Origin of the sequence: Paraglaciecola chathamensis S18K6 (genome assembly GCA_000314955.1) — a bacterium.
Lineage (GTDB): Bacteria > Pseudomonadota > Gammaproteobacteria > Enterobacterales > Alteromonadaceae > Paraglaciecola > Paraglaciecola chathamensis.
This window is the reverse complement of sequence record BAEM01000031.1, coordinates 12,935-31,566: the sequence shown is the minus strand read 5'-3', so window position 1 is coordinate 31,566 and position 18,632 is coordinate 12,935. Positions and strand designations below refer to the sequence as shown.

Annotated in this window: 15 protein-coding genes; 5 read left to right on the top strand and 10 right to left on the bottom strand. The window is 44.3% G+C overall.

Annotation, left to right across the window (positions count from 1 at the left end; genetic code table 11):
• Positions 1-19 precede the first annotated feature (19 nt).
• The 3 genes from GCHA_RS09465 to GCHA_RS09455 all read left to right on the top strand — a co-directional run bounded on the left by GCHA_RS09465 (position 20) and on the right by GCHA_RS09455 (position 3,518).
• On the top strand, positions 20-661 hold the full coding sequence (locus GCHA_RS09465) for a GntR family transcriptional regulator (protein ID WP_007987539.1): 642 nt from the start codon (positions 20-22) through the stop codon (positions 659-661).
• Between the two features lie 134 nt (positions 662-795).
• Entirely contained in the window at positions 796-2,838 is a 2,043-nt protein-coding gene (locus tag GCHA_RS09460; protein WP_007987537.1) for a putative bifunctional diguanylate cyclase/phosphodiesterase, read from the top strand.
• A 95-nt stretch (positions 2,839-2,933) separates the two neighbouring features.
• Complete coding sequence (locus tag GCHA_RS09455; protein ID WP_007987535.1) at positions 2,934-3,518, top strand: thymidine kinase; 585 nt, start codon at positions 2,934-2,936, stop codon at positions 3,516-3,518.
• A 74-nt stretch (positions 3,519-3,592) separates the two neighbouring features.
• On the opposite strand, the gene ilvN is transcribed toward GCHA_RS09455, so the two are convergent.
• From ilvN to GCHA_RS09405, 10 genes are all read right to left on the bottom strand, one after another.
• On the bottom strand, positions 3,593-4,090 hold the full coding sequence (gene ilvN / locus GCHA_RS09450) for an acetolactate synthase small subunit (RefSeq protein ID WP_007987533.1): 498 nt from the start codon (positions 4,088-4,090) through the stop codon (positions 3,593-3,595).
• On the bottom strand, positions 4,090-5,808 hold the full coding sequence (locus GCHA_RS09445; RefSeq protein WP_007987531.1) for an acetolactate synthase 3 large subunit: 1,719 nt from the start codon (positions 5,806-5,808) through the stop codon (positions 4,090-4,092). Before GCHA_RS09445 ends, ilvN begins: the two co-directional genes overlap by 1 nt.
• 220 nt (positions 5,809-6,028) lie before the next feature.
• Positions 6,029-6,397 carry a MaoP family protein gene (locus GCHA_RS09440; RefSeq protein ID WP_008303298.1) on the bottom strand — a complete coding sequence of 123 codons (369 nt, stop codon included), beginning with the start codon at positions 6,395-6,397 and terminating at the stop codon, positions 6,029-6,031.
• 200 nt (positions 6,398-6,597) lie between these two features.
• Complete coding sequence (locus GCHA_RS09435; protein WP_007987527.1) at positions 6,598-7,089, bottom strand: DUF4442 domain-containing protein; 492 nt, start codon at positions 7,087-7,089, stop codon at positions 6,598-6,600.
• 222 nt (positions 7,090-7,311) lie between these two features.
• Complete coding sequence (locus GCHA_RS09430) at positions 7,312-7,611, bottom strand: DUF1244 domain-containing protein (RefSeq protein WP_007987522.1); 300 nt, start codon at positions 7,609-7,611, stop codon at positions 7,312-7,314.
• Positions 7,612-7,645: 34 nt separating this feature from the next.
• Positions 7,646-8,233, bottom strand: coding sequence for a glutathione S-transferase family protein (locus GCHA_RS09425; RefSeq protein WP_007987520.1), 588 nt, complete (start codon positions 8,231-8,233; stop codon positions 7,646-7,648).
• 128 nt (positions 8,234-8,361) lie between these two features.
• Complete coding sequence (locus tag GCHA_RS09420; protein WP_007987518.1) at positions 8,362-11,499, bottom strand: efflux RND transporter permease subunit; 3,138 nt, start codon at positions 11,497-11,499, stop codon at positions 8,362-8,364.
• A complete protein-coding gene (locus tag GCHA_RS09415) occupies positions 11,499-12,611 on the bottom strand; it encodes an efflux RND transporter periplasmic adaptor subunit (RefSeq protein ID WP_007987516.1) in 1,113 nt (370 codons plus the stop codon). The genes GCHA_RS09420 and GCHA_RS09415 overlap by 1 nt, the downstream gene beginning before the upstream one ends.
• 263 nt (positions 12,612-12,874) lie before the next feature.
• Positions 12,875-14,896: a RecQ family ATP-dependent DNA helicase gene (locus GCHA_RS09410; RefSeq protein ID WP_007987514.1), complete on the bottom strand. Its 2,022-nt coding sequence runs from the start codon at positions 14,894-14,896 to the stop codon at positions 12,875-12,877.
• A gap of 213 nt (positions 14,897-15,109) precedes the next feature.
• The gene (locus GCHA_RS09405) at positions 15,110-16,897 is read right to left on the bottom strand and encodes a trans-sulfuration enzyme family protein (RefSeq protein ID WP_007987512.1); all 1,788 of its coding nucleotides are present in this window, start codon (positions 16,895-16,897) and stop codon (positions 15,110-15,112) included.
• 271 nt (positions 16,898-17,168) lie between these two features.
• Here GCHA_RS09405 and GCHA_RS09400 point away from each other — a divergent pair, with 271 nt between their 5' ends.
• On the top strand, positions 17,169-18,146 hold the full coding sequence (locus GCHA_RS09400; RefSeq protein ID WP_007987509.1) for a GGDEF domain-containing protein: 978 nt from the start codon (positions 17,169-17,171) through the stop codon (positions 18,144-18,146).
• Between the two features lie 104 nt (positions 18,147-18,250).
• Complete coding sequence (locus GCHA_RS09395; RefSeq protein ID WP_007987507.1) at positions 18,251-18,631, top strand: DUF2750 domain-containing protein; 381 nt, start codon at positions 18,251-18,253, stop codon at positions 18,629-18,631.
• Position 18,632: the final 1 nt, after the last annotated feature.

Sequence of the window (18,632 nt, the reverse complement as noted above, 5' to 3'; positions counted from 1 at the left end):
CTGTACAAAGCGAGCGCCCATGCATAACCAAAAAACTCACACGCTTTATCAACAGCTTAAACAGGACATAGTGCAAGGTAAGTTGCCGGAAAAGCAGGCTCTGAAACAAGCTCAGCTCGCAGAGCGCTATGGCGTGAGCCGTATCCCCATACGGGATGCCCTACAACGGCTCAAGAATGAAGGCTGGCTGGTAGCGCATGGAAAATCCAGCGTGATGTTGCGCCCGTTAAACGCAGATGACGCTCAAGATTTATATTTAATGCGCATGCATCTTGAACCTATGTTGTTAGCTCACGCGGCACCGAATATCAATTTTGAAACACTGGGCAAAGCCCGTGACATACTGCTTCAGCTGAAAGCTATTTCCCCTGACGATATACTGTTAAACGGTGAACTCAATTGGCAATTTCATCGCTGTTTGTACGTACCAGCGAACCGTGCAGCTCTGTTTGACACCGTCGCTCACTTGCATTTGTTATGTGCCAGATATATCGGTTTTCATGAAACGGAACTCGCTTACTTTGACCGCAGCCAAGATGAGCATGATGCTTTGCTCAACGCATTATCTGCGGACCAACACGAAAAAGCTGGGGCCATACTAAGTCAGCATATTCAAGTCGCGGGTGAACAGTTGGTCAAATATCTTATACAAAGGTATTAAACCAGCTGTTACTTTTTTCATCAATTTACGGTAAATTGTTCGTCTAATAGCAATAAATTTACGTTGAGGTTTGCTTCTTACGGTGCGTTAGGCAGACTAAAAACAAAAAATTAATTCACCGTTCTAGGATGAGAGTGACGAATACTTCGGCCGATTTACGTGCACTAAATAGTCAGGATGCTGCTAAATTACTTTACAGTAATATAGGTGCCGCCTGTTTGATAACTCTCGCTTCAAGTAGTGTGTTAGCGTTTGGCTTTGCTAATCCCGAGATTCATTTGATTAAGCAAGCATGGTGGTTGTGCATGCTAGTGGTGTCAACGCTGCGCTTTGTAGACGGACTTTATTGGCGAAGAGTAATAAAACCCCAGCAAGATTTTGACGGTGATGCAGCACAAGTACGCTTCGGTATCGGCTGTATTGCCACTGCAATTTTATGGACCACCCTACCTATACTCACTTTTTCCTATGTTAACTTGCTTGAGTTCTCTGTCATGATCATCGTTTTATCTTCGATGGCCGCTGGAGGACAATCTGTTTTAGCGGCCAATGCGCGGATCTCAATCTCGTATGCACTGATACTCCTAGTGCCTATTTCTATCTTGGGCGTTATATCTGAAGAAGACTATCGAGTTATGCTCGGGGGCTTAGGTTTAGTCTTCAGTATTGGGTTGGTGTTTACCTATTCTAAAGCCGTCCAGTTCACTCATGACTCCATCAATACAAGAAATATGAACATGGCGATGAGTGAGCAACTTCGTCAGGAAAAACAACAATTAGACAAGGTCAATCAAGAGCTCAGTGATGCTTACGACAAGCTTAATGTTGTAAATAATACCCTTGAAGAACAAGTCAGCAAGCGAACTGAAAAAATAGCGCAACTGTCTTATCTAGACCCTCTAACCCAGTTAATGAACCGCAAAGCGTTTACCCAATCCTTAAGTAAATTAGCCGCAAGAGCAGAACAAAGTAACAGCGAATTAGCCTTGCTGTTTATCGATCTCGATGGCTTTAAAAAAATCAATGACACCATGGGCCACCAAGTCGGTGACAGTGTTTTACAAGAAGTAACGCGCCGGATCAGCGCGTTCTCTGACGACAACAAAATCGGACGCTGGACGGGAGATGAATTTTTAGTCGCCCTGCCCTACAGTGACGCACCAACCGCTAAAGCGATTGCTAGTGCCATCATAACCAGTATTTCGCAAGCAATTTCAGTGAACAACAATAGCGTGCATTTAGGGGCAACCGTGGGCATTGCGATGTGCCCAGAGCACAGCACAGAAGCTACCGAGTTAATTCAGTTTGCCGACTTGGTTATGAGTGAGCAAAAGGTCACGCCAGATCGCACGCCTGTGATATTCAGCAATGAATTACAACAAAGAGTAATTGACACGCAAACCATACTAGAAGGGTTGCAACAAGCCACCGTGCGGCGTCAACTTTACTTATGTTACCAACCCATCGTTTCAGCGAAAGACACTTCATCTTGCGCGTTTGAGGCGCTGTTACGCTGGGATTTCGATGGTCGTTTTATCGGCCCCGACCAATTTATCCCGTTGGCTGAAAAATCAGGCTTAATTAAAGAAATGGGGGCTTGGGTGCTCAACAGAGCCTGCATGGACGCCAGTCAGTGGCAATATGCCCATGACGCAGCAGTATCAGTGAATGTATCTATTATTCAGCTAATGGATGACAGCTTTATTCGAGCGCTAGACAATGCGCTGCGCAGTAGCGGGCTAGCCCCAGAGCGACTGCATCTTGAGATCACTGAATCTATTTTTGTCGATAACAAAATTAAAATCAAACAACAGCTCGAAGCAATTCAGGCCCGCAAAGTTCATGTGTCTATTGATGACTTTGGTACGGGTTATTCATCTCTTTCTCAATTACAGACATTGTCTGTTAATCAGGTCAAAATCGATAAATCTTTCATCGACAATATGCACAACAACGGCGAAGCCATTATCCGCGCAACCTTGTTCATTGCCAGTGAGCTTAACTGTAAAACCGTCGCCGAAGGAGTTGAAACCCTCGAGCAAGCCCTGGCCCTAAAAGCCATGGGAGTGGATTACCTGCAAGGTTTTTATTTTGCAAAACCAATGCGCAATGAACAGCTAATCGAATGGCAAAACCCAATAACCGATACCACAGCGTCATCTGCACAAGCAAAATAGCTTTTCAGTAGCTTACATTAACCTTGATATCCGCTAACATAGCCTGACAATAATAACGTACAGCAAGCACACTGCTTATCAGGATCCCTCGTTTCATGGCCCAGCTCTACTTTTACTACTCTGCAATGAATGCAGGTAAATCCACATCTTTGCTTCAATCGGCTTATAACTACAAAGAGCGTGGCATGCGCGCTGCAATTTTTACCGCCGCCTTAGACGACCGCTTCGGTATTGGCAAAGTGGCTTCGCGCATTGGTTTAGAAGCCAGTGCCCACCTTTTTAACGGCACCAGCGACTTGCATGAGCAAATATCGACTTTACACAGGGACAAGAAATTAGATTGTGTTTTTATCGACGAAGCCCAATTTTTAAATAAACAGCAAGTACAGCAACTCGTATCTGTGGTCGATGATTTGGATATTCCCGTATTGGCTTATGGTCTGAGAACTGACTTTGTAGGAGAAACCTTTGAAGGCAGCCGCTATTTAATGGCTTGGGCCGACAAACTCATTGAGCTAAAAACGATTTGTCATTGCGGGCGCAAGGCGACCTTTGTGGTGCGCTTGGATGAGCACGGCAATGCAGCGAAAGAAGGCGCACAGGTAGAGGTAGGCGGGAACGACAGATATGAATCTATGTGTCGCAAGCACTTCAAAGAACTGGTGTGGGATCAAGCATAAGTCTGTTAAACAACCCTAGGTACAAAAACAAAAAAAGGCTCATATTTGAGCCTTTTTGCATTCTATCATTCCACTTATGGGCGCAGTGCTTTATCACCGCGAGCTAAACCACATATACCCGTGCGAGACGCCTCGATGATTTCAGTACTCTGTGCAAGTACATTAGCAAAGGCATCTAGCTTGTCACTCGTACCTGTAACTTGAATGGTATAGTTGTTTAAGTCGACATCAATGATCTGCGCGCGGAAAATATCCACATTGCGGTTTACTTCTGCACGCACGAGTTCACTGCGGGTAGCGACCTTTATCAACATAAGTTCCCGCTCAACATGACTACCATTTGTGAGGTCAGTTACTTTAAGCACATCAATCAGCTTATTCACCTGCTTAGTGATCTGCTCAATCACTTTGTCATCTGCTTGCGTCGTGATGGTCAGTCGAGACAAACTTTTGTCATCGGTTGCTGCAACGCACAAGGAGTCAACATTATAACCACGCTGAGAAAACACACCCACAATACGTGATAAAGCACCTGGGGCGTTTTCCATTAAAACTGAAATAATACGTTTCATTATGTACGCTCCGTTTTGCTTAATCTCATATCATCCATAGCGCCAAATTTAATCTGCATTGGATATACATGTTCGTTTTGATCAATGGCGATATCCATAAAGACCAAACGATCTTTCTCTGCAAAACAACGCTCCATAGCGGCATCTAATTCATCAGGGTGCTCAACACGAATACCGATATGACCGTATGCTTCGGCAAGTTTAACGAAGTCAGGCATTGAATCCATGTAAGAGCTTGAGTAGCGGCTCTTATAGTTCATGTCTTGCCATTGGCGAACCATGCCGAGTGCGCGGTTATTCAATGAAATAATTTTAATCGGTAACTTATATTGCAAGCACGTCGACAACTCTTGGATATTCATCTGAATACTGCCGTCTCCAGTAATAACCACTGAAGTCGCATCACGGTGAGCCATTTGTACACCCATAGCAGCAGGCAAGCCAAAGCCCATGGTGCCCAAGCCGCCTGAGTTGATCCAGCGACGAGGTTTGGCAAACGGATAATACAAGGCAGCAAACATCTGGTGTTGACCTACATCTGAGCTCACGTAAGCGTCACCATTGGTGTGCTTGTAAACCGATTGGATCACTTCTTGTGGCTTGATGAGTTTGTCGTCTTTCTTGAAATCTAAACAGCTGCGTCCACGCCACTGTTCAATTTGCTCCCACCAATCAGCCAGTTTCTCTTTTTGCTTAGCGGTATCAATATCGCCCATTTGCGCAAGTAATTGCTTGGCGACTTGATCGACACTGCCCACAACAGGCACATGAACTGCGACTGTTTTAGAGATAGAAGCAGGGTCAATATCCACATGAATAATGGTCGCGTGAGGACAAAACTTCTCAACATTATTGGTAACACGGTCATCGAAACGTGCTCCTAACGCCAAAATACAATCCGCGTTATGCATCGCTTTATTTGATTCTAATGTACCGTGCATACCCAACATGCCTAGGCTTTGCTCATGCACACCAGAAAACGCGCCTAGCCCCATCAAAGTAGAGGTAACAGGTAGGTTTAGTTTCTCAGCTATTTCAGTGACCAACTCACTCGCTTGTGCAGCAATGGCACCGCCGCCTACATATAAAATAGGACGCTTAGCTTCGAGCAATACTTTAGACGCTTTTTTAATTTGTTTACTGTGCCCTTTCAACGTTGGATTGTAAGAGCGCATAGTCACATCTTCAGGGAACTGATAAGGGTGCTCTTCAAGCACATTGACTATGTCTTTTGGTAAGTCCACCACCACAGGGCCAGGACGTCCTGTGTTAGCAATGTAATAGGCTTTAGCAATAGCTTCAGGAATATCAACAGCGCGCTTAACGAGGAAACTGTGTTTGACCACAGGGCGCGAACAACCGACCATATCGGTTTCTTGGAAAGCGTCTTCGCCAATGTGCATTGAAGGCACCTGACCAGACAAAATAACCATTGGAATAGAATCCATATACGCAGTGGCAATACCCGTTAGCGTATTGGTAGCACCAGGGCCAGACGTGACCAGCACAGTGCCTGTAATACCTGTAGAACGAGCATAACCATCCGCCATGTGCGCAGCACCCTGCTCGTGGCGAACCAATACGTGTTCTACATCTTCTTGCGCGTACAATGCATCATATATATCTAAAACGGCTCCACCGGGATAACCGAATACGTGCTTAACCCCAAGGTCTTTTAGGGTTCGCACAACCATTGCGGCGCCTGACATCATTTCCATCGGCTACTCTCCTAAAAAGTTGTTAAAAAAAAGGTTTCGGCACAATATCGCTACCAAACGAACGAAAACTATACTTGAGCGAAGAGGAAGATTAAACAGGAAATGCAATAAAAGTGAGATATATATCCCAATATAGCAATATATTAGGATATATCTTTCGATTTACAGGGTATGTCTCATAGAAATAGGATGATTTTACGAATTTCAGACTGAAATAAGGTTAATCATCCAGTTCAATTTCTAAGTCACTATCTTCAGACATGTCATCGTCATTGCTCTGAGATGACGGCCTACTACCGTAAATATTACCAAGTTTAGGCCGATGTATGCGCTTATCATACTTAGACCATGCTTTTTCAGCGGTCGTACTGGGGTCTTTCTCACCCTTAGCCACGGCTAAAAATGAGATATCTTCTTCACATTCAGGTTCAATTCGGCCATCAAGCAAGGCAGTAATTAAACAACCATATTGGCTCAGTGCTTTACTTTCAGAAATTGAAAAGTCACCTGAACGTGAAAAACCATAAGGATAGTTTTTAGGATCGCTAAAAACACGTTGAAACATCGATGCTCTTGAAAGTTGTGCCATGATGGCATCCCCAATTTAAATTAAGTGAAAGACTAAATTGTTTGGCTAGTGCCAACCTGCTTTATAATTTAAATCCGAAATCTGTCAATATTTTTCCCAAGTTTTTATATACGATTTTTTTCCGAAAAATAACCTTTCAAATACTATTGTTTCTATGGAATTTTTATGACAATAAATTAAGCATAACCGTCGGGGTAAATTTACGCCCTTTTCGGTACCCATGCCCAGATCATTTCACACACAACAGGTTCAATGCCGGTTTCATCTGTCACCTTAACTTGCACATTGATTTCCCCTTTCTCTTGTTCGCAAAGTAACTTAATTTGCTCGTCTGTTAGCACAGCGACGGCCTTCATGTCTCCCGTGGCACGCTTGACGTAATTTAGGTTCATACACTTAATCAGCGGGAGTTTATCCCCAGGCAAATTAATCCCCACAATAAAGCCAGTGGCTGACTCTGCTAATAAGGCCATCGCCGCCGCATGCACACTGCCGATGTGGTTTTGGACTTTCTTGCGATTCTTCATTCGGTATTCGACCTGTTGGCCATTCGTTGCCACAACATCGATACTGGTGGTGCCAGCAAGTTTCACCTTGTGACGAAAGACTTTTGTCATTAAGAATGCGCTGATCGGCGCGGGGTACTGATTTACTTTTTCAACGAACTTTTTAAGGGGATTAGAAGCTGACATGTTGTCACCTATTATCTGGTTAGACCAGATGACAGTGTGCCAACAAGATTTACAAGTTACAAACAATTAATAAATGTAGTGGCTAACGTTAATGCGTGCGCTGATGACGACTTAATGAGTACTTTAATAGGCGCTTTAACAAAGATAAGCAAAAATAGTTGGGGCGAGACAGCAACACGCTGCCTAAGCAATGCTTAGGCAGCGGTCGCGCTAGTCGGCTATTTAGCCGCAGGGATTCTGACGTTTTTCAAATGCCTCTAGCTGTTCAGGTGTGGCGGGCGTTTGATACTTTGCTTTCCATTCAGCGAACGGCATGCCGTAAATGGCTTCTCTTGCTTGGTCGTAATCTATCTCAACGCCTTGCTCTTTTGCACCGGCCATATACCATTTCGACAGACAATTACGGCAAAAATCAGCCAAGATCATCAAGTCGATATTTTGTACGTCTTTGTTCTCATCCAAATGCTTTACAAGTTGACGAAATGCGGCGGCTTGCGCTTGTGTTTGCTGTTCTGGTGTCATGGTTTACCTTTATTATTCATCGCATAATTTAAGACTACATTCTGGGGTCAGTTGCCGTGACTTCAATGCGTTGGATGTTTTCTTGATGAAAATTAAGCAACGCGCTTAAGCCTTTTAAATTGTGCAGATTTCTAAACTCTATCCAATCGATCAAGCTGAATAAGCAGATAGCCGGGTAGTGCCAACTATCAAACAACCCCTCCTGTACTTGTGCATCCAATTCAGCAAGAACGTTATTCACACGCTCTTTTTGTAGTTTAAAAAATAATTTATCGGTGTCGGCAACCACATCTGACTGAGACAACTGGAACATTTGCACTAAGCTGTCGTTCACCGCATCAATAAGTGTAAGTTGGTTTTCCTGAGGCCAACTTAGCGTAGGAAAGTCATGCTGTTGACAAAGATAACGGTATATCACGCGTGAATCATAGATAAAGGCACTTTTACCTTGGTCTATATACTCTAACGCCGGTACTTTCATCGCCGGGTTTTTGCTAATTAAGATTTCACGACCAGCCTGCTCATATATGTTCATATTCACAAATTCATGCTCAATGTTTGCCAGCCAGATACGTAAACGGCGCACATAAGGAGAAGTAGTGGAGCCATATAGCTTGTACATATAAATACCCTTACAGAATAAATTGATGACTAAATAATAGCGGAAAAGAAGATTGAACTTTAGTCTAATGCGAAAGTAAAAAGTTCCTAGCTGGCCACGCTTCGAAATTAAAGCATGGCCTTTAGCAATTAATTGTATTTAACGCCAGTCAATGTATCAACTGTCTGCTTAGACGGCGCTTTGCGCAGCTCTCTACCGGCTTTCAACGCTAATAAACTCGGTGTTAATACCAAGGTTAACAAGGTAGCAAATGCCAAGCCCCCCGCAACGGCGGTGGCCAATTGTGACCACCATTGGGTTGATGGCCCGCCGATATCCACATTGCGGCCAATAAAATCGATATTGATCTCAGCAACCATCGGCAGTAACCCTAATATTGTGGTTACCGTGGTCATCAGTACAGGACGTAGACGTTGGGCGCCGGTACGTAAAATAGCATCGCTTGCGCTATACCCCTCTTTGCGTAAAATGTTGTAGGTGTCAATTAACACGATATTGTTGTTAACCACTATCCCCGCTAACGCGATAACCCCAATGCCTGACATAACAACCCCAAACGGCTTTTGGAAAATTGCCAAACCTAAAAATACCCCTACGGTAGAAAACAGCACGGCACTTAAAATTAGAAATGCCTGATAGAAGCTATTAAATTGCGTGACGAGAATAATTGCCATCACAAATAACGCCACCATAAATGCGTTCATCAAAAAACCTTGGGATTCTGCTTGTTCTTCATTTTGACCTTTTACCGACAGAGTCACTCTGGGATCTAGATTTAACTCAGGTAACTGCGCTTGTAGTTTGGGTAACTCGATGCTTAACAACTCACCCGGTGCCATATTGGCTTCAACGGTTATCACCCGCTCGCTATCAACATGACGAATTAAGTCAGTTTTGGGCTGGGCTTTTCGTTCTACAAAATTGCCAATCGGCACCATGCCGGTTGCGGTTTTCATGCGCAGCTCATCAAGTTTACCGATAAAGCGAGAATCAATGGGATAACGTACTCGAATATCAAGCTCATCGTCCACATCATCAGGACGGTATTCACCAATCTTTAAACCGTTCGTCACGAATTGTACTGTACTACCAACTAATGTGGCATCTGCTCCAAAACGAGCGGCATCACTACGATCAACGCGCAATTGCCATTCGATACCAGGCTGGGACGCCGTATCACTGATAGAAGTAAATTTCTCATTTTCATCTAGGGCGTGGCGTACTGTTAGTGCAGCTTCATTAAGTAATTCTGGATAACGAGACGATAACTGAATCTGTAAGTCTTTACCTGATTGTGGCCCATTTTGATCAGGGGTTATTTCAATGTCTAAGCCCGGCATATCAGCTAAACGTTCTTGGGTTTCTTTGAGCACCTCATCTGAATGAGGGCGTAAGTGCCAATCGACTAAATTTAAACGTAAGTAACCGATTTGATCTTGCCCACCCGTGCGCGCATAAAGCGTTTCGATGGCGTCCATATCAATAAGCTTTTCTTCCACTTCTTGAACAATGGCGTCTTTTTCGTAAATCGACATCTCACCCGATGAGCGTACCGTCACGTTAACGCCACTGCTGTCGACTTTAGGGAAAAACTCCAATCCCAGCCCAGAGGAAAAGTACGCAAAAAATGACAGCCCAGCGACCACAAAAGCAATCATTAGTACCTTCCAAGGATTGCTGATCGCTTTGGCTAAAACGCGTACATAACGTCCTGTAAATCCACTTAATTTGGTTAAATCACCATTTTCAGCGATCAGCATTTGCTCTTTTGCCTTTGCTGAAATGGTTTGTGGTTTACCAAATACAGCTCCAAGGGTTGGCACAAATACTAAGGCCATTAATAATGATGCTGACAGCACAGCAATAAGGGTGAAAGGTAAATACTTCATGAACTCGCCCATCATGCCAGGCCAGAACATCAAAGGGGCAAACGCTGCAAGAGTGGTAGCCGTTGATGCGATAATGGGCCAAGCCATGCGCTGCGCTGCTTTTAAATAAGCCTGTTGCTTGGTTGCGCCCTCGCCCATACACCTGTCAGCGTATTCAGTGACCACAATGGCTCCGTCTACCAACATACCCACGGCCATGATTAAGGAGAACAAGACAACCGTATTCAGGGTATAGCCAAACATGGCGATAATAAGAATACCTGTCAGAAAAGAGCCTGGGATCGACACCCCAACTAAAATGGCGGTACGCAGGCCTAAAATCGCCACAATCACCACGGCGACTAAAATAACCGCACTCGACACGTTATTTTGCAAATCGCCTAGCATCATATTGACATCAACACTTTGATCGCCTGTGTAACTTACATACACGCTACTGGGCCACATCGCGGTTTGCTGAGCGCCTTCAATCAGCTCTTTTACATGAGCAACGGTTTCAAGCAGGTTTTCACCTGGGCGTTTTTTCACTTCCAATGAAACAGAATTATCACCATTTAAGCGGGCAAAACTTGATGGGTCTTTATAAGAACGACGAACCTGCGCCACATCCTGAAAGGTAATAACGCGCTCACCTTCTACTTTTACCGGTTGTTCCATTACGTCTTTAACTGATTCAAATACCGAAGGTACCTTAACCGCAAAACTCCCCTTGCCGTTGTCCATGGTGCCTGCTGGTACAAGGCGGTTATTGCGCGATAGCAAGTTAAGAATATCGTTTTGGTCAAGCCCGTAGGATTCCATTAATAAGGGGTCGACAACAATTTCAACTATGTCTTCACGATCGCCACCAATATCCACTTCCAGCACTTCGCTTAGACTCTCTAACCGATTTTGCAATTCTCTGGCGACGGTCACTAACGCACGCACAGCCACAGGACCAGACAACACCACGGTGATCGCCGCTTGCTGCCCAGCCATGGTCACTTCATGAATAGTCGGTTCTTCAGTTTCTGAGGGTAACTTTGCCCGCGCTACCGTTACTTTATCCCGCACGTCGGCTAACGCATCTTTCGAATTAAGGCCGGCTATAAACTCAAGCGTGATGCTCGCAAAGCCTTCTCCGGCGGTGGCTTTCATTTCTTTTAAGCCATCAATAGAGCGAAGCTCTCGCTCCATCGGCTTAACCAACATGCGCTCAGCATCTTCTGGAGAAATCCCATCGTGCACTATCGATACGTAAATAAAGGGGATCGGTACGTCAGGATTGGCTTCTTTAGGAATAGTGGCATAGGTTACTGCGCCTGCAACAATGAGCAACACAAACATCATCAGTACGGTGCGGCTATGGGTCAGCGCCGCAGCAATAATATTATTCATTATTTTGCCTGCTCAATGAGGTCGTTTTCGATGTAGGTTACTTTGACTTTGTCACCGTCACGCACAAAACCGTGGCCTAGGGTGATCACATCGGTGACTTCCCCCATGCCACCAAGCCACACTCCTTGACTGTCGCTTTTTACAATATCAATAGGGACAAATTTAACATGTTCATTGACAACGGTTTTTACCCCCAAGTTACCCGCTTCATCAAGCGCCATCACTGAAGGTGTAATACGCACAGCCAAAGTGGTTTTAAGGGGAATAGACAGCTCAGTGCTCATACCCGCAAGAAAAACATTCTGTGGATTTTCAAGAGCAACCTCTACATTGAAGGTATTTGTGCCCATGTCGGATACACTGGAAATGTAACGTATGGTACCTGTGACTGTATCTCCAGAGACCATACGAGCTGATGCTTGCTGACCTAAAGTGAGTGCACGCACATCGCTTTCGGTAACATCCGCGCTAATGATAAGTGGGTTTAGATCCACCAGCATAGCCACTTCATCGCCGTCTTTTAGCAAATCCCCCAGCTCAACAAAGCGCTCATTGACTATGCCATCAAAAGGCGCTCTCAAAGTCGATTTTGACAAAGCCAATTCCAACGTACTGACCTCAGATGCAGCAGTTTCTAAATTAGCTTGGGCTTGAGCCAGATTGACTTTTGACTGATAGCCTTTTTGCCCAAGAGACTTAGCACCTTCTAACTCGATTTTACGCTGAGATAAGGTCGACTTCGCAGATTTCAGTCGATTGAGCAGATCACTGGTTTCGATATCGACTAGAGGCTCACCTTGTTTGATGGACTGACCTTCTTGCACATAGATTTTTTCGACTAAGCCGTTCACTTCACTGCGCAACGTTACTTCTCGGTTCGGTTCGGTGCGGCCGTACAAGTTAATTTCTCTGGCGACCGACTGAGCGTTTACTCGCTCAGCTCGCACACTGACTAAACTTGGCGCCCTGTGCTTCGCTTCTTTACGCGCTTGAGCATTGTCTGTTTGTTCTGCGAACAGCATGCCGGATGCAACCCAAAGCGTGAGTAATATAAGAATAACAAGCGCTATCCAATAAGGTTGTAAACGAAGGGTTTGCATCAACTTTGACATGAAATTTCCTATACGACGAACGCTTGAGCTGTGTGTTTTTGCATTAGCATACAACTACGGGGTTATTAGTGAAGCAGATAAATGTTACCAAAATGTAAATATATAGTTTTTATGGCCAATTCAGTAACAAGTTATGTCTTTTTTATGATTTTACACTCATATTATCGACAAATCGTACATTTACGCCACACAAAAGGTAAAAAATAGCACTGCGCTGAATCGCCACAGACAAAGACATGGTTTAACAACATAATGCGAGTGAATTACTTTGCTAAGATTTTTCTTACTATGGTTTTAACTGCCAAGTAACGGTTTTTTTCGCACAGCGCGTAGCCCCTTACCTGTCGTATTTTTAAGCGTGTGAATAAAGGCATTGTCATGCCCGTTAGAAAACGGCAGTAGGTGTCTTCACCAAGTTGATACTCAACTTTTTCCGCGATGTGCGCGGCTAACGCTTGCATCGCTTCGGCCACCGCAAGTTCATCTATATCAGTAACCTCTTTGGTGACCTGAAAATGCGCTACTTGCCCACGGCATACGCTACAGTGCCCACATTGTATTGGTGCATTTTGATCATCGAAATAGCGCGACAAACTGTGACTCAGGCATTTATCTAGCTGAAAAAAGCGCACTAACATCGCGATACGCTGCAACTCTTTTTGTTCCTTTTCGCTGAAATAACCATGTAGTGTTTCGGCTAAATCAGATTGATCTATCGCCGTACTATTGACTTGATATACCTCGGTCATTTGCTTGGTTTGTAGCTCAATAAGTTGATGCTGTTCAAGGTATTCTAATGCCGCAACCACGCGAGAGCGCTCAGCTCCTGTTTGCTCAAATAAGGTGTCGAAGTTCAAACTGCCCCACACCTTCTTAAAGTCGGTGTGCTCGAATACGCTGTTTAAAAAAGCTTGACGCTTTTCATCAAAGCGCCCCAATACATCGGCTTTATCTTGTAAGAACTTGAAGCGTACGTCAGCAAAGTAAGTATATTGCGGGCGAACAATCCCCATAAGTTCTAGCTGAACTAAAAGCGTTTTTAGCGGTAATTGTCGAATATTACTTTGGGTTGAAAGGCCGTGAATTTGTACTTCCCATTGGCCGTCAAAGCTAATATCAGCAGCGGTCTTACTCAAAGGTTGTGTGTTACGGCTTTGAATACCTTGGCGAATGTCGTCTAATACAATTTGGATCCCTTGTAATTCAGGCGTGTCGCCATAAACAAAATTCTCTACTGTGTTCAGGCCATCCAAATTGCCCAGTGTGATGCAACGCGAAGGTTGACCATCTCGACCTGCTCGACCAATTTCTTGGCTGTAATTCTCGATTGATTTAGGTAAATCATAATGCACCACAAAACGAATATCTGACTTGTCGATCCCCATACCAAATGCAATCGTAGCCACCACCACTTGGGTGCGACCGAGCATAAAATCTTGCTGCACCTGCTGACGAACCTCATCGCCTAACCCGGCATGATACGCTTTGGCCGACACACCAGAGGCCGCCAAGCCCACGGCGACTTGCTCTGCAGTATGTTGCAAGGTGACATAAACAATACCGCAACCTTGTTGCTGTTCAATGAGCTGTAAAAGGGTTGAGGCTTTTTGCTGTTCTTGAGTAGGGATAACGTTGAGATCTAAGTTTTCACGATAAAAGCCTGTTTGCACTATGTGCTCGGGTGCGATGGCAAAGCGCTTGGCCATATCAAGTTTGACTTTTTTCGTCGCCGTGGCTGTTAACAGCAAGACCAAAGGGATATTCAGTTGCGCTTTATAATCCGGTAGTTTTAAGTAATCGGGTCGAAAATTATGCCCCCATTCAGAAATACAGTGCGCTTCATCAATGACCAGCATCGATACTGAGACGCTGTCGATAAACTGGCGGAAACGCTCATTCTTAAAGCGCTCCACCGATACCATTAAAATCTTGATTTCACCGCTTTTTACCCGCTCCATGGTATTGCGCTGCTCATCTGGACTTAATGTTGAGTCAATACTACCGGCTGGGATCCCTTTGGTTTGCAAAAACGCTAACTGGTCTTTCATAAGGGCCAATAATGGCGATACCACTAACGTCAAATGAGGTAAGTGTACCGCGCAAAATTGGTAACATAAGGATTTACCTGAGCCGGTGGGAAATATTGCAAGAGATGAATGGCCACTCAGTAGCTGCGAAACAACCTGTTGCTGGCCTGTGCGAAACTGATTAAAGCCAAATATACTGGCAAGGCTATCGTGCTGTGCTTGCGTATTATCCGCGATATGCTGAGGGCTATTTGACATGGCGTATTCCTTTTGCCTTCGAAAACTCCAATGCAGTATGAACGTGAGTCTGATTTCTTTGACCTAGTTGGAAAAGAAACCCATGACGTCTACAAACCATAAAAAGGAAACGAGCGACAGTATAATTGTGATAACAGCCGCTCAGTATAGGTAAAGATTGGGTAGATTTCAGCTCAGTTTCTGCAAAGCCTCGTTCGTCTACCCCTAGGGGGATCAGTCAATCCACTGCTGCATGTTTCCTAATGAGGCCAGTTGTTGCTTCATCACCCGTGTCGCCACATCTTGATACAAGTAATCTACCTGATCAGGAGACATAAACTGCTCACTAAACCCAGGAAATACGGGGTCGATGTGCAATCGCGCGCTGTTAATCAAATGACCGATTAATGCTTTCACGTTATCTGTCCCCATAGCAACTCGCATGGTGGTCAGATAAATTCCGCCTTTTTCTTGCGTATCCGTATCTAGCTCTGAATGAGACGTCAGCGCAGGGCATAAAATTATCGTGTTGCTTTGACCAATACTGACTTGATGGCTAAATGCAGGCTCAAGGGCGTCGAAAAAACGTACGAAGGTATCTCGGTCAATATCCGCTCGCTGCATATCCATAGTAAACAGCGGGCAACACCAACCGTTGCGCATTTGACTAGCACGTAGCTCACTATTGGCGTGCCCCTCAACCGCATGACAATTTACGTTCAAAGCTGGGTGTGAAGCCATAAAATGACTGAAAACAGAGGTGTTGATCACTTTGTGCAGCATGCGCATTTCTAAGGTTTTCATACCATTTAATACATCAAACGCTTTTTCAGAATCTAAAAATGCGCCCTTTATGTAGTACACGTCCCAAAACATGGTTTTTGACCAGTGATAACCATTCACGTTATCGCCCTTTGCTTGAAACATGCGATATCCCTGCCCTATTACCACCCCAGCCGTGGTTGCCCCACTGCCGCAAATATCCTTGGTATAGCTGTGAACAACATAGTCCGGGCGCTCTTGTTCATCTTCTCTTTGCAATGGTTGGTGTAAAACAGGGGTGGCAAGGGTCGAGTCAAGCATCACTAAGTGCCCCTCACGGTGACTGACTTTACTAATACCGGCGATATCAAGTACATAGCCATGAGGGTTACACGGAGATTCGAGATAAACATGCAACGATTGACTCGCTAAACGTTCGGCATGCTTGCTTTTCACCTGTGCTAGAAATGCAGTAAATTCTGCCGTTGAGTAACCATCGAACCATTCCAATTGAATATCGAGTCTATTTTCACGGGCAAAATAATCATGCAGTAATTGGTAAACGCCGCCATACACATTACGCGATACAATCAGCACATCTTGATGGCTCAATACATTTGATAGCAAAGCATCAATGGCGGCCATGCCTGAATTAAAGTTCCAGGCTAAGTAATCTTGAGCGTAAGGGCCAGCCTCTAGATCAACTATGGCATTCGCCAGGGAAATATTAGTCGGGTTAAGTAAACGCGAATAGATTTGATGGGTAGACTCTTTTCCTTGAAAGGCATCATCAACCCATTCTGTGCAGGCGTATACATAAGTTGCTGTGCGCACCACCACAGGCGTAGCAGAAAACAGTGCGGTGACATTATCAAATAAGGGGTAATGATGTTTCGATAACCCAGCGCCCACTTGATTGCTCATGCTCTGATAGGTCGCTCTGAATGGATTTTGCAGCGTATCGAGGATTTTGGCTATTTGGAAAGAGAGGAATTTTTTAGCATTGAAATATGCCACTTTATCCTGGTGTTTTAGCCCTGCTAATGTGTCGTTTGTGACCTTCCAAAGCTGATTAACATCAGCTTGAGCATGATACAAATGACGCGTCACCTGAAATAGCGCTTTTCCATATTCACTTTGTATATCGATACCAAAATGGCTTAGCTGCTCTTGGCTTAGTTCATCGATACTGCTCGCAGTGGTGCTATTACGTTTCGGTGAAAGGAATTTCGCATCGTCGATCATTTGGTTGTTTTGCATGGCTAAGTCGTATCCTTATTTAGTGATATAAAACAAAGATAAACCAAATATAAAAAGATAATAACAACCATAAACCAAATTATATTTTGAATTATCATTAATTTTGGAACGAAAACGTTACTAATTGGTGAGTCGCCCGAATTAGTTTGTTTTTCCACCAGTAAAAAAATGCCGCATTACGTCGTCTAGCACTAGCATTACCATCGAAGCTCATTAGTATAGGGATATGGCGATAAAACAGTTTAATCGTTTAAAAGGAAGTTAGAGCGCGATGAAATACCAGAAACGCTCCTCAGAAGAACAGATAGTGATGTCAATCAGTGCCGCCGGTGCACTGTGTATCCTGCCCTTCTTGATTATTCGGATTTATAATCAAGATTGGTATATAGCCTTATTAAATTTTACCACCATTGCGATTACCAGCGGATTATTCGCCTATGTCTATCTGACTAAACGTACTCTGTTGGCTCGTTGGCTGTTGTCGATAACTTGCATGTTCATTGCTTCAGGTACCATTTGGTTAAAAGGCCCAGATCAAATCGTTTGGACCTACCCAGCGATTATCTGCCTGTTTTTTATTCTCCCTCCGAATATTGCTGCATTGTTGAGCGCTTTTACCGTTACCTTAATTGGTTTTCTGTTGTTTTCAGAGATAAGCCTGTTAGATAACGTACGCTTTTATTTCTCTAGCTTAATTACCTTTATATTTAGCTATGCGTTTTCAGATCGCATGCTGTACCAGCAGGCACAGCTATTGATTCTATCCTACAAAGATCCATTAACGGGTGCGGGAAACCGCAGAGCAATGGAAGAGCAATTAATTTCAACCGTACAATTGCAACGTCAGCAACCCCCGCAAAGTAAAGCCTGCCTATTGCTGATCGATTTAGATGAGTTCAAGAAGATTAACACCCAACAAGGCCATGCCTGCGGCGATAACATTTTGGTTCAAACCGCAGCCTTGATAGAGCACCTATTGTCATCTGAGCAGCACCTTTTTCGCTTTGGCGGGGAAGAATTTGTGGTGTTAGCGAATAATGATTTGGAACAGACAATTAACCTTGCAGAAAATATTCGCGAAACCATAAACGATTTTCAATTCGAGAAGGGCATTCACCTTACCGTATCGATAGGTTTAGCCGAATATCAATTTGATGAAACCAGTTTTGAATGGTTAGGCCGAGCAGACACCGCTATGCACCAAGCAAAGGCGGCAGGGCGAGACTTATGCTGTTTGGCGGCTTCATAAGCAATTGCCAGCATTACTGGTTTTAAGGCGCCCGTTGAAAGCCATTGGTATAGTACCCACCTTCAGTTAAGATCAGCCATTATTATGTATAAAAGGTATCTCTTATGAGTCTTAGTCAAGATAACATCGACAAAATTGAACGTTACACCCCAGAAGAGCGCCTGCGCTATTTAGTAAAAGAAGTCGTTAGTCACCAACAAATCTGGATCCTCACCGATGAAGACGGCTGCGTCATGCTTAACAGCGAAGATGAAGACTGCGCTCCAGTTTGGCCAAATCAAGAATTTGCTCAATCTTGGGCAACGGGCGAGTGGCAAGACTGTGAGCCTAAAGCGATCTCTCTTGAAAAGTGGTACGCAAGCTGGACACAAGGGCTGGAAGAGGATGATGTCTTTATTGCGGTATTTCCAAATCAAGATGAAGAAGGTTTAATCATTTCCCCACAGGAACTCGATTACGAGCTAAAGCAGCAAGCTAAAAAATAAG

Coding starts and splice junctions, on each gene's coding strand:
- GCHA_RS09430 (WP_007987522.1), bottom strand. CDS start 7,611: ATGACACCAGAACAGCAAACACAAGCGCAAGCCGCCGCATTTCGTCAA.
- GCHA_RS09425 (WP_007987520.1), bottom strand. CDS start 8,233: ATGTACAAGCTATATGGCTCCACTACTTCTCCTTATGTGCGCCGTTTA.
- GCHA_RS09420 (WP_007987518.1), bottom strand. CDS start 11,499: ATGAATAATATTATTGCTGCGGCGCTGACCCATAGCCGCACCGTACTG.
- GCHA_RS09415 (WP_007987516.1), bottom strand. CDS start 12,611: ATGTCAAAGTTGATGCAAACCCTTCGTTTACAACCTTATTGGATAGCG.
- GCHA_RS09455 (WP_007987535.1), top strand. CDS start 2,934: ATGGCCCAGCTCTACTTTTACTACTCTGCAATGAATGCAGGTAAATCC.
- GCHA_RS09400 (WP_007987509.1), top strand. CDS start 17,169: ATGAAATACCAGAAACGCTCCTCAGAAGAACAGATAGTGATGTCAATC.
- ilvN (WP_007987533.1), bottom strand. CDS start 4,090: ATGAAACGTATTATTTCAGTTTTAATGGAAAACGCCCCAGGTGCTTTA.
- GCHA_RS09435 (WP_007987527.1), bottom strand. CDS start 7,089: ATGTCAGCTTCTAATCCCCTTAAAAAGTTCGTTGAAAAAGTAAATCAG.
- GCHA_RS09440 (WP_008303298.1), bottom strand. CDS start 6,397: ATGGCACAACTTTCAAGAGCATCGATGTTTCAACGTGTTTTTAGCGAT.
- GCHA_RS09445 (WP_007987531.1), bottom strand. CDS start 5,808: ATGGAAATGATGTCAGGCGCCGCAATGGTTGTGCGAACCCTAAAAGAC.
- GCHA_RS09405 (WP_007987512.1), bottom strand. CDS start 16,897: ATGCAAAACAACCAAATGATCGACGATGCGAAATTCCTTTCACCGAAA.
- GCHA_RS09410 (WP_007987514.1), bottom strand. CDS start 14,896: ATGTCAAATAGCCCTCAGCATATCGCGGATAATACGCAAGCACAGCAC.
- GCHA_RS09395 (WP_007987507.1), top strand. CDS start 18,251: ATGAGTCTTAGTCAAGATAACATCGACAAAATTGAACGTTACACCCCA.
- GCHA_RS09465 (WP_007987539.1), top strand. CDS start 20: ATGCATAACCAAAAAACTCACACGCTTTATCAACAGCTTAAACAGGAC.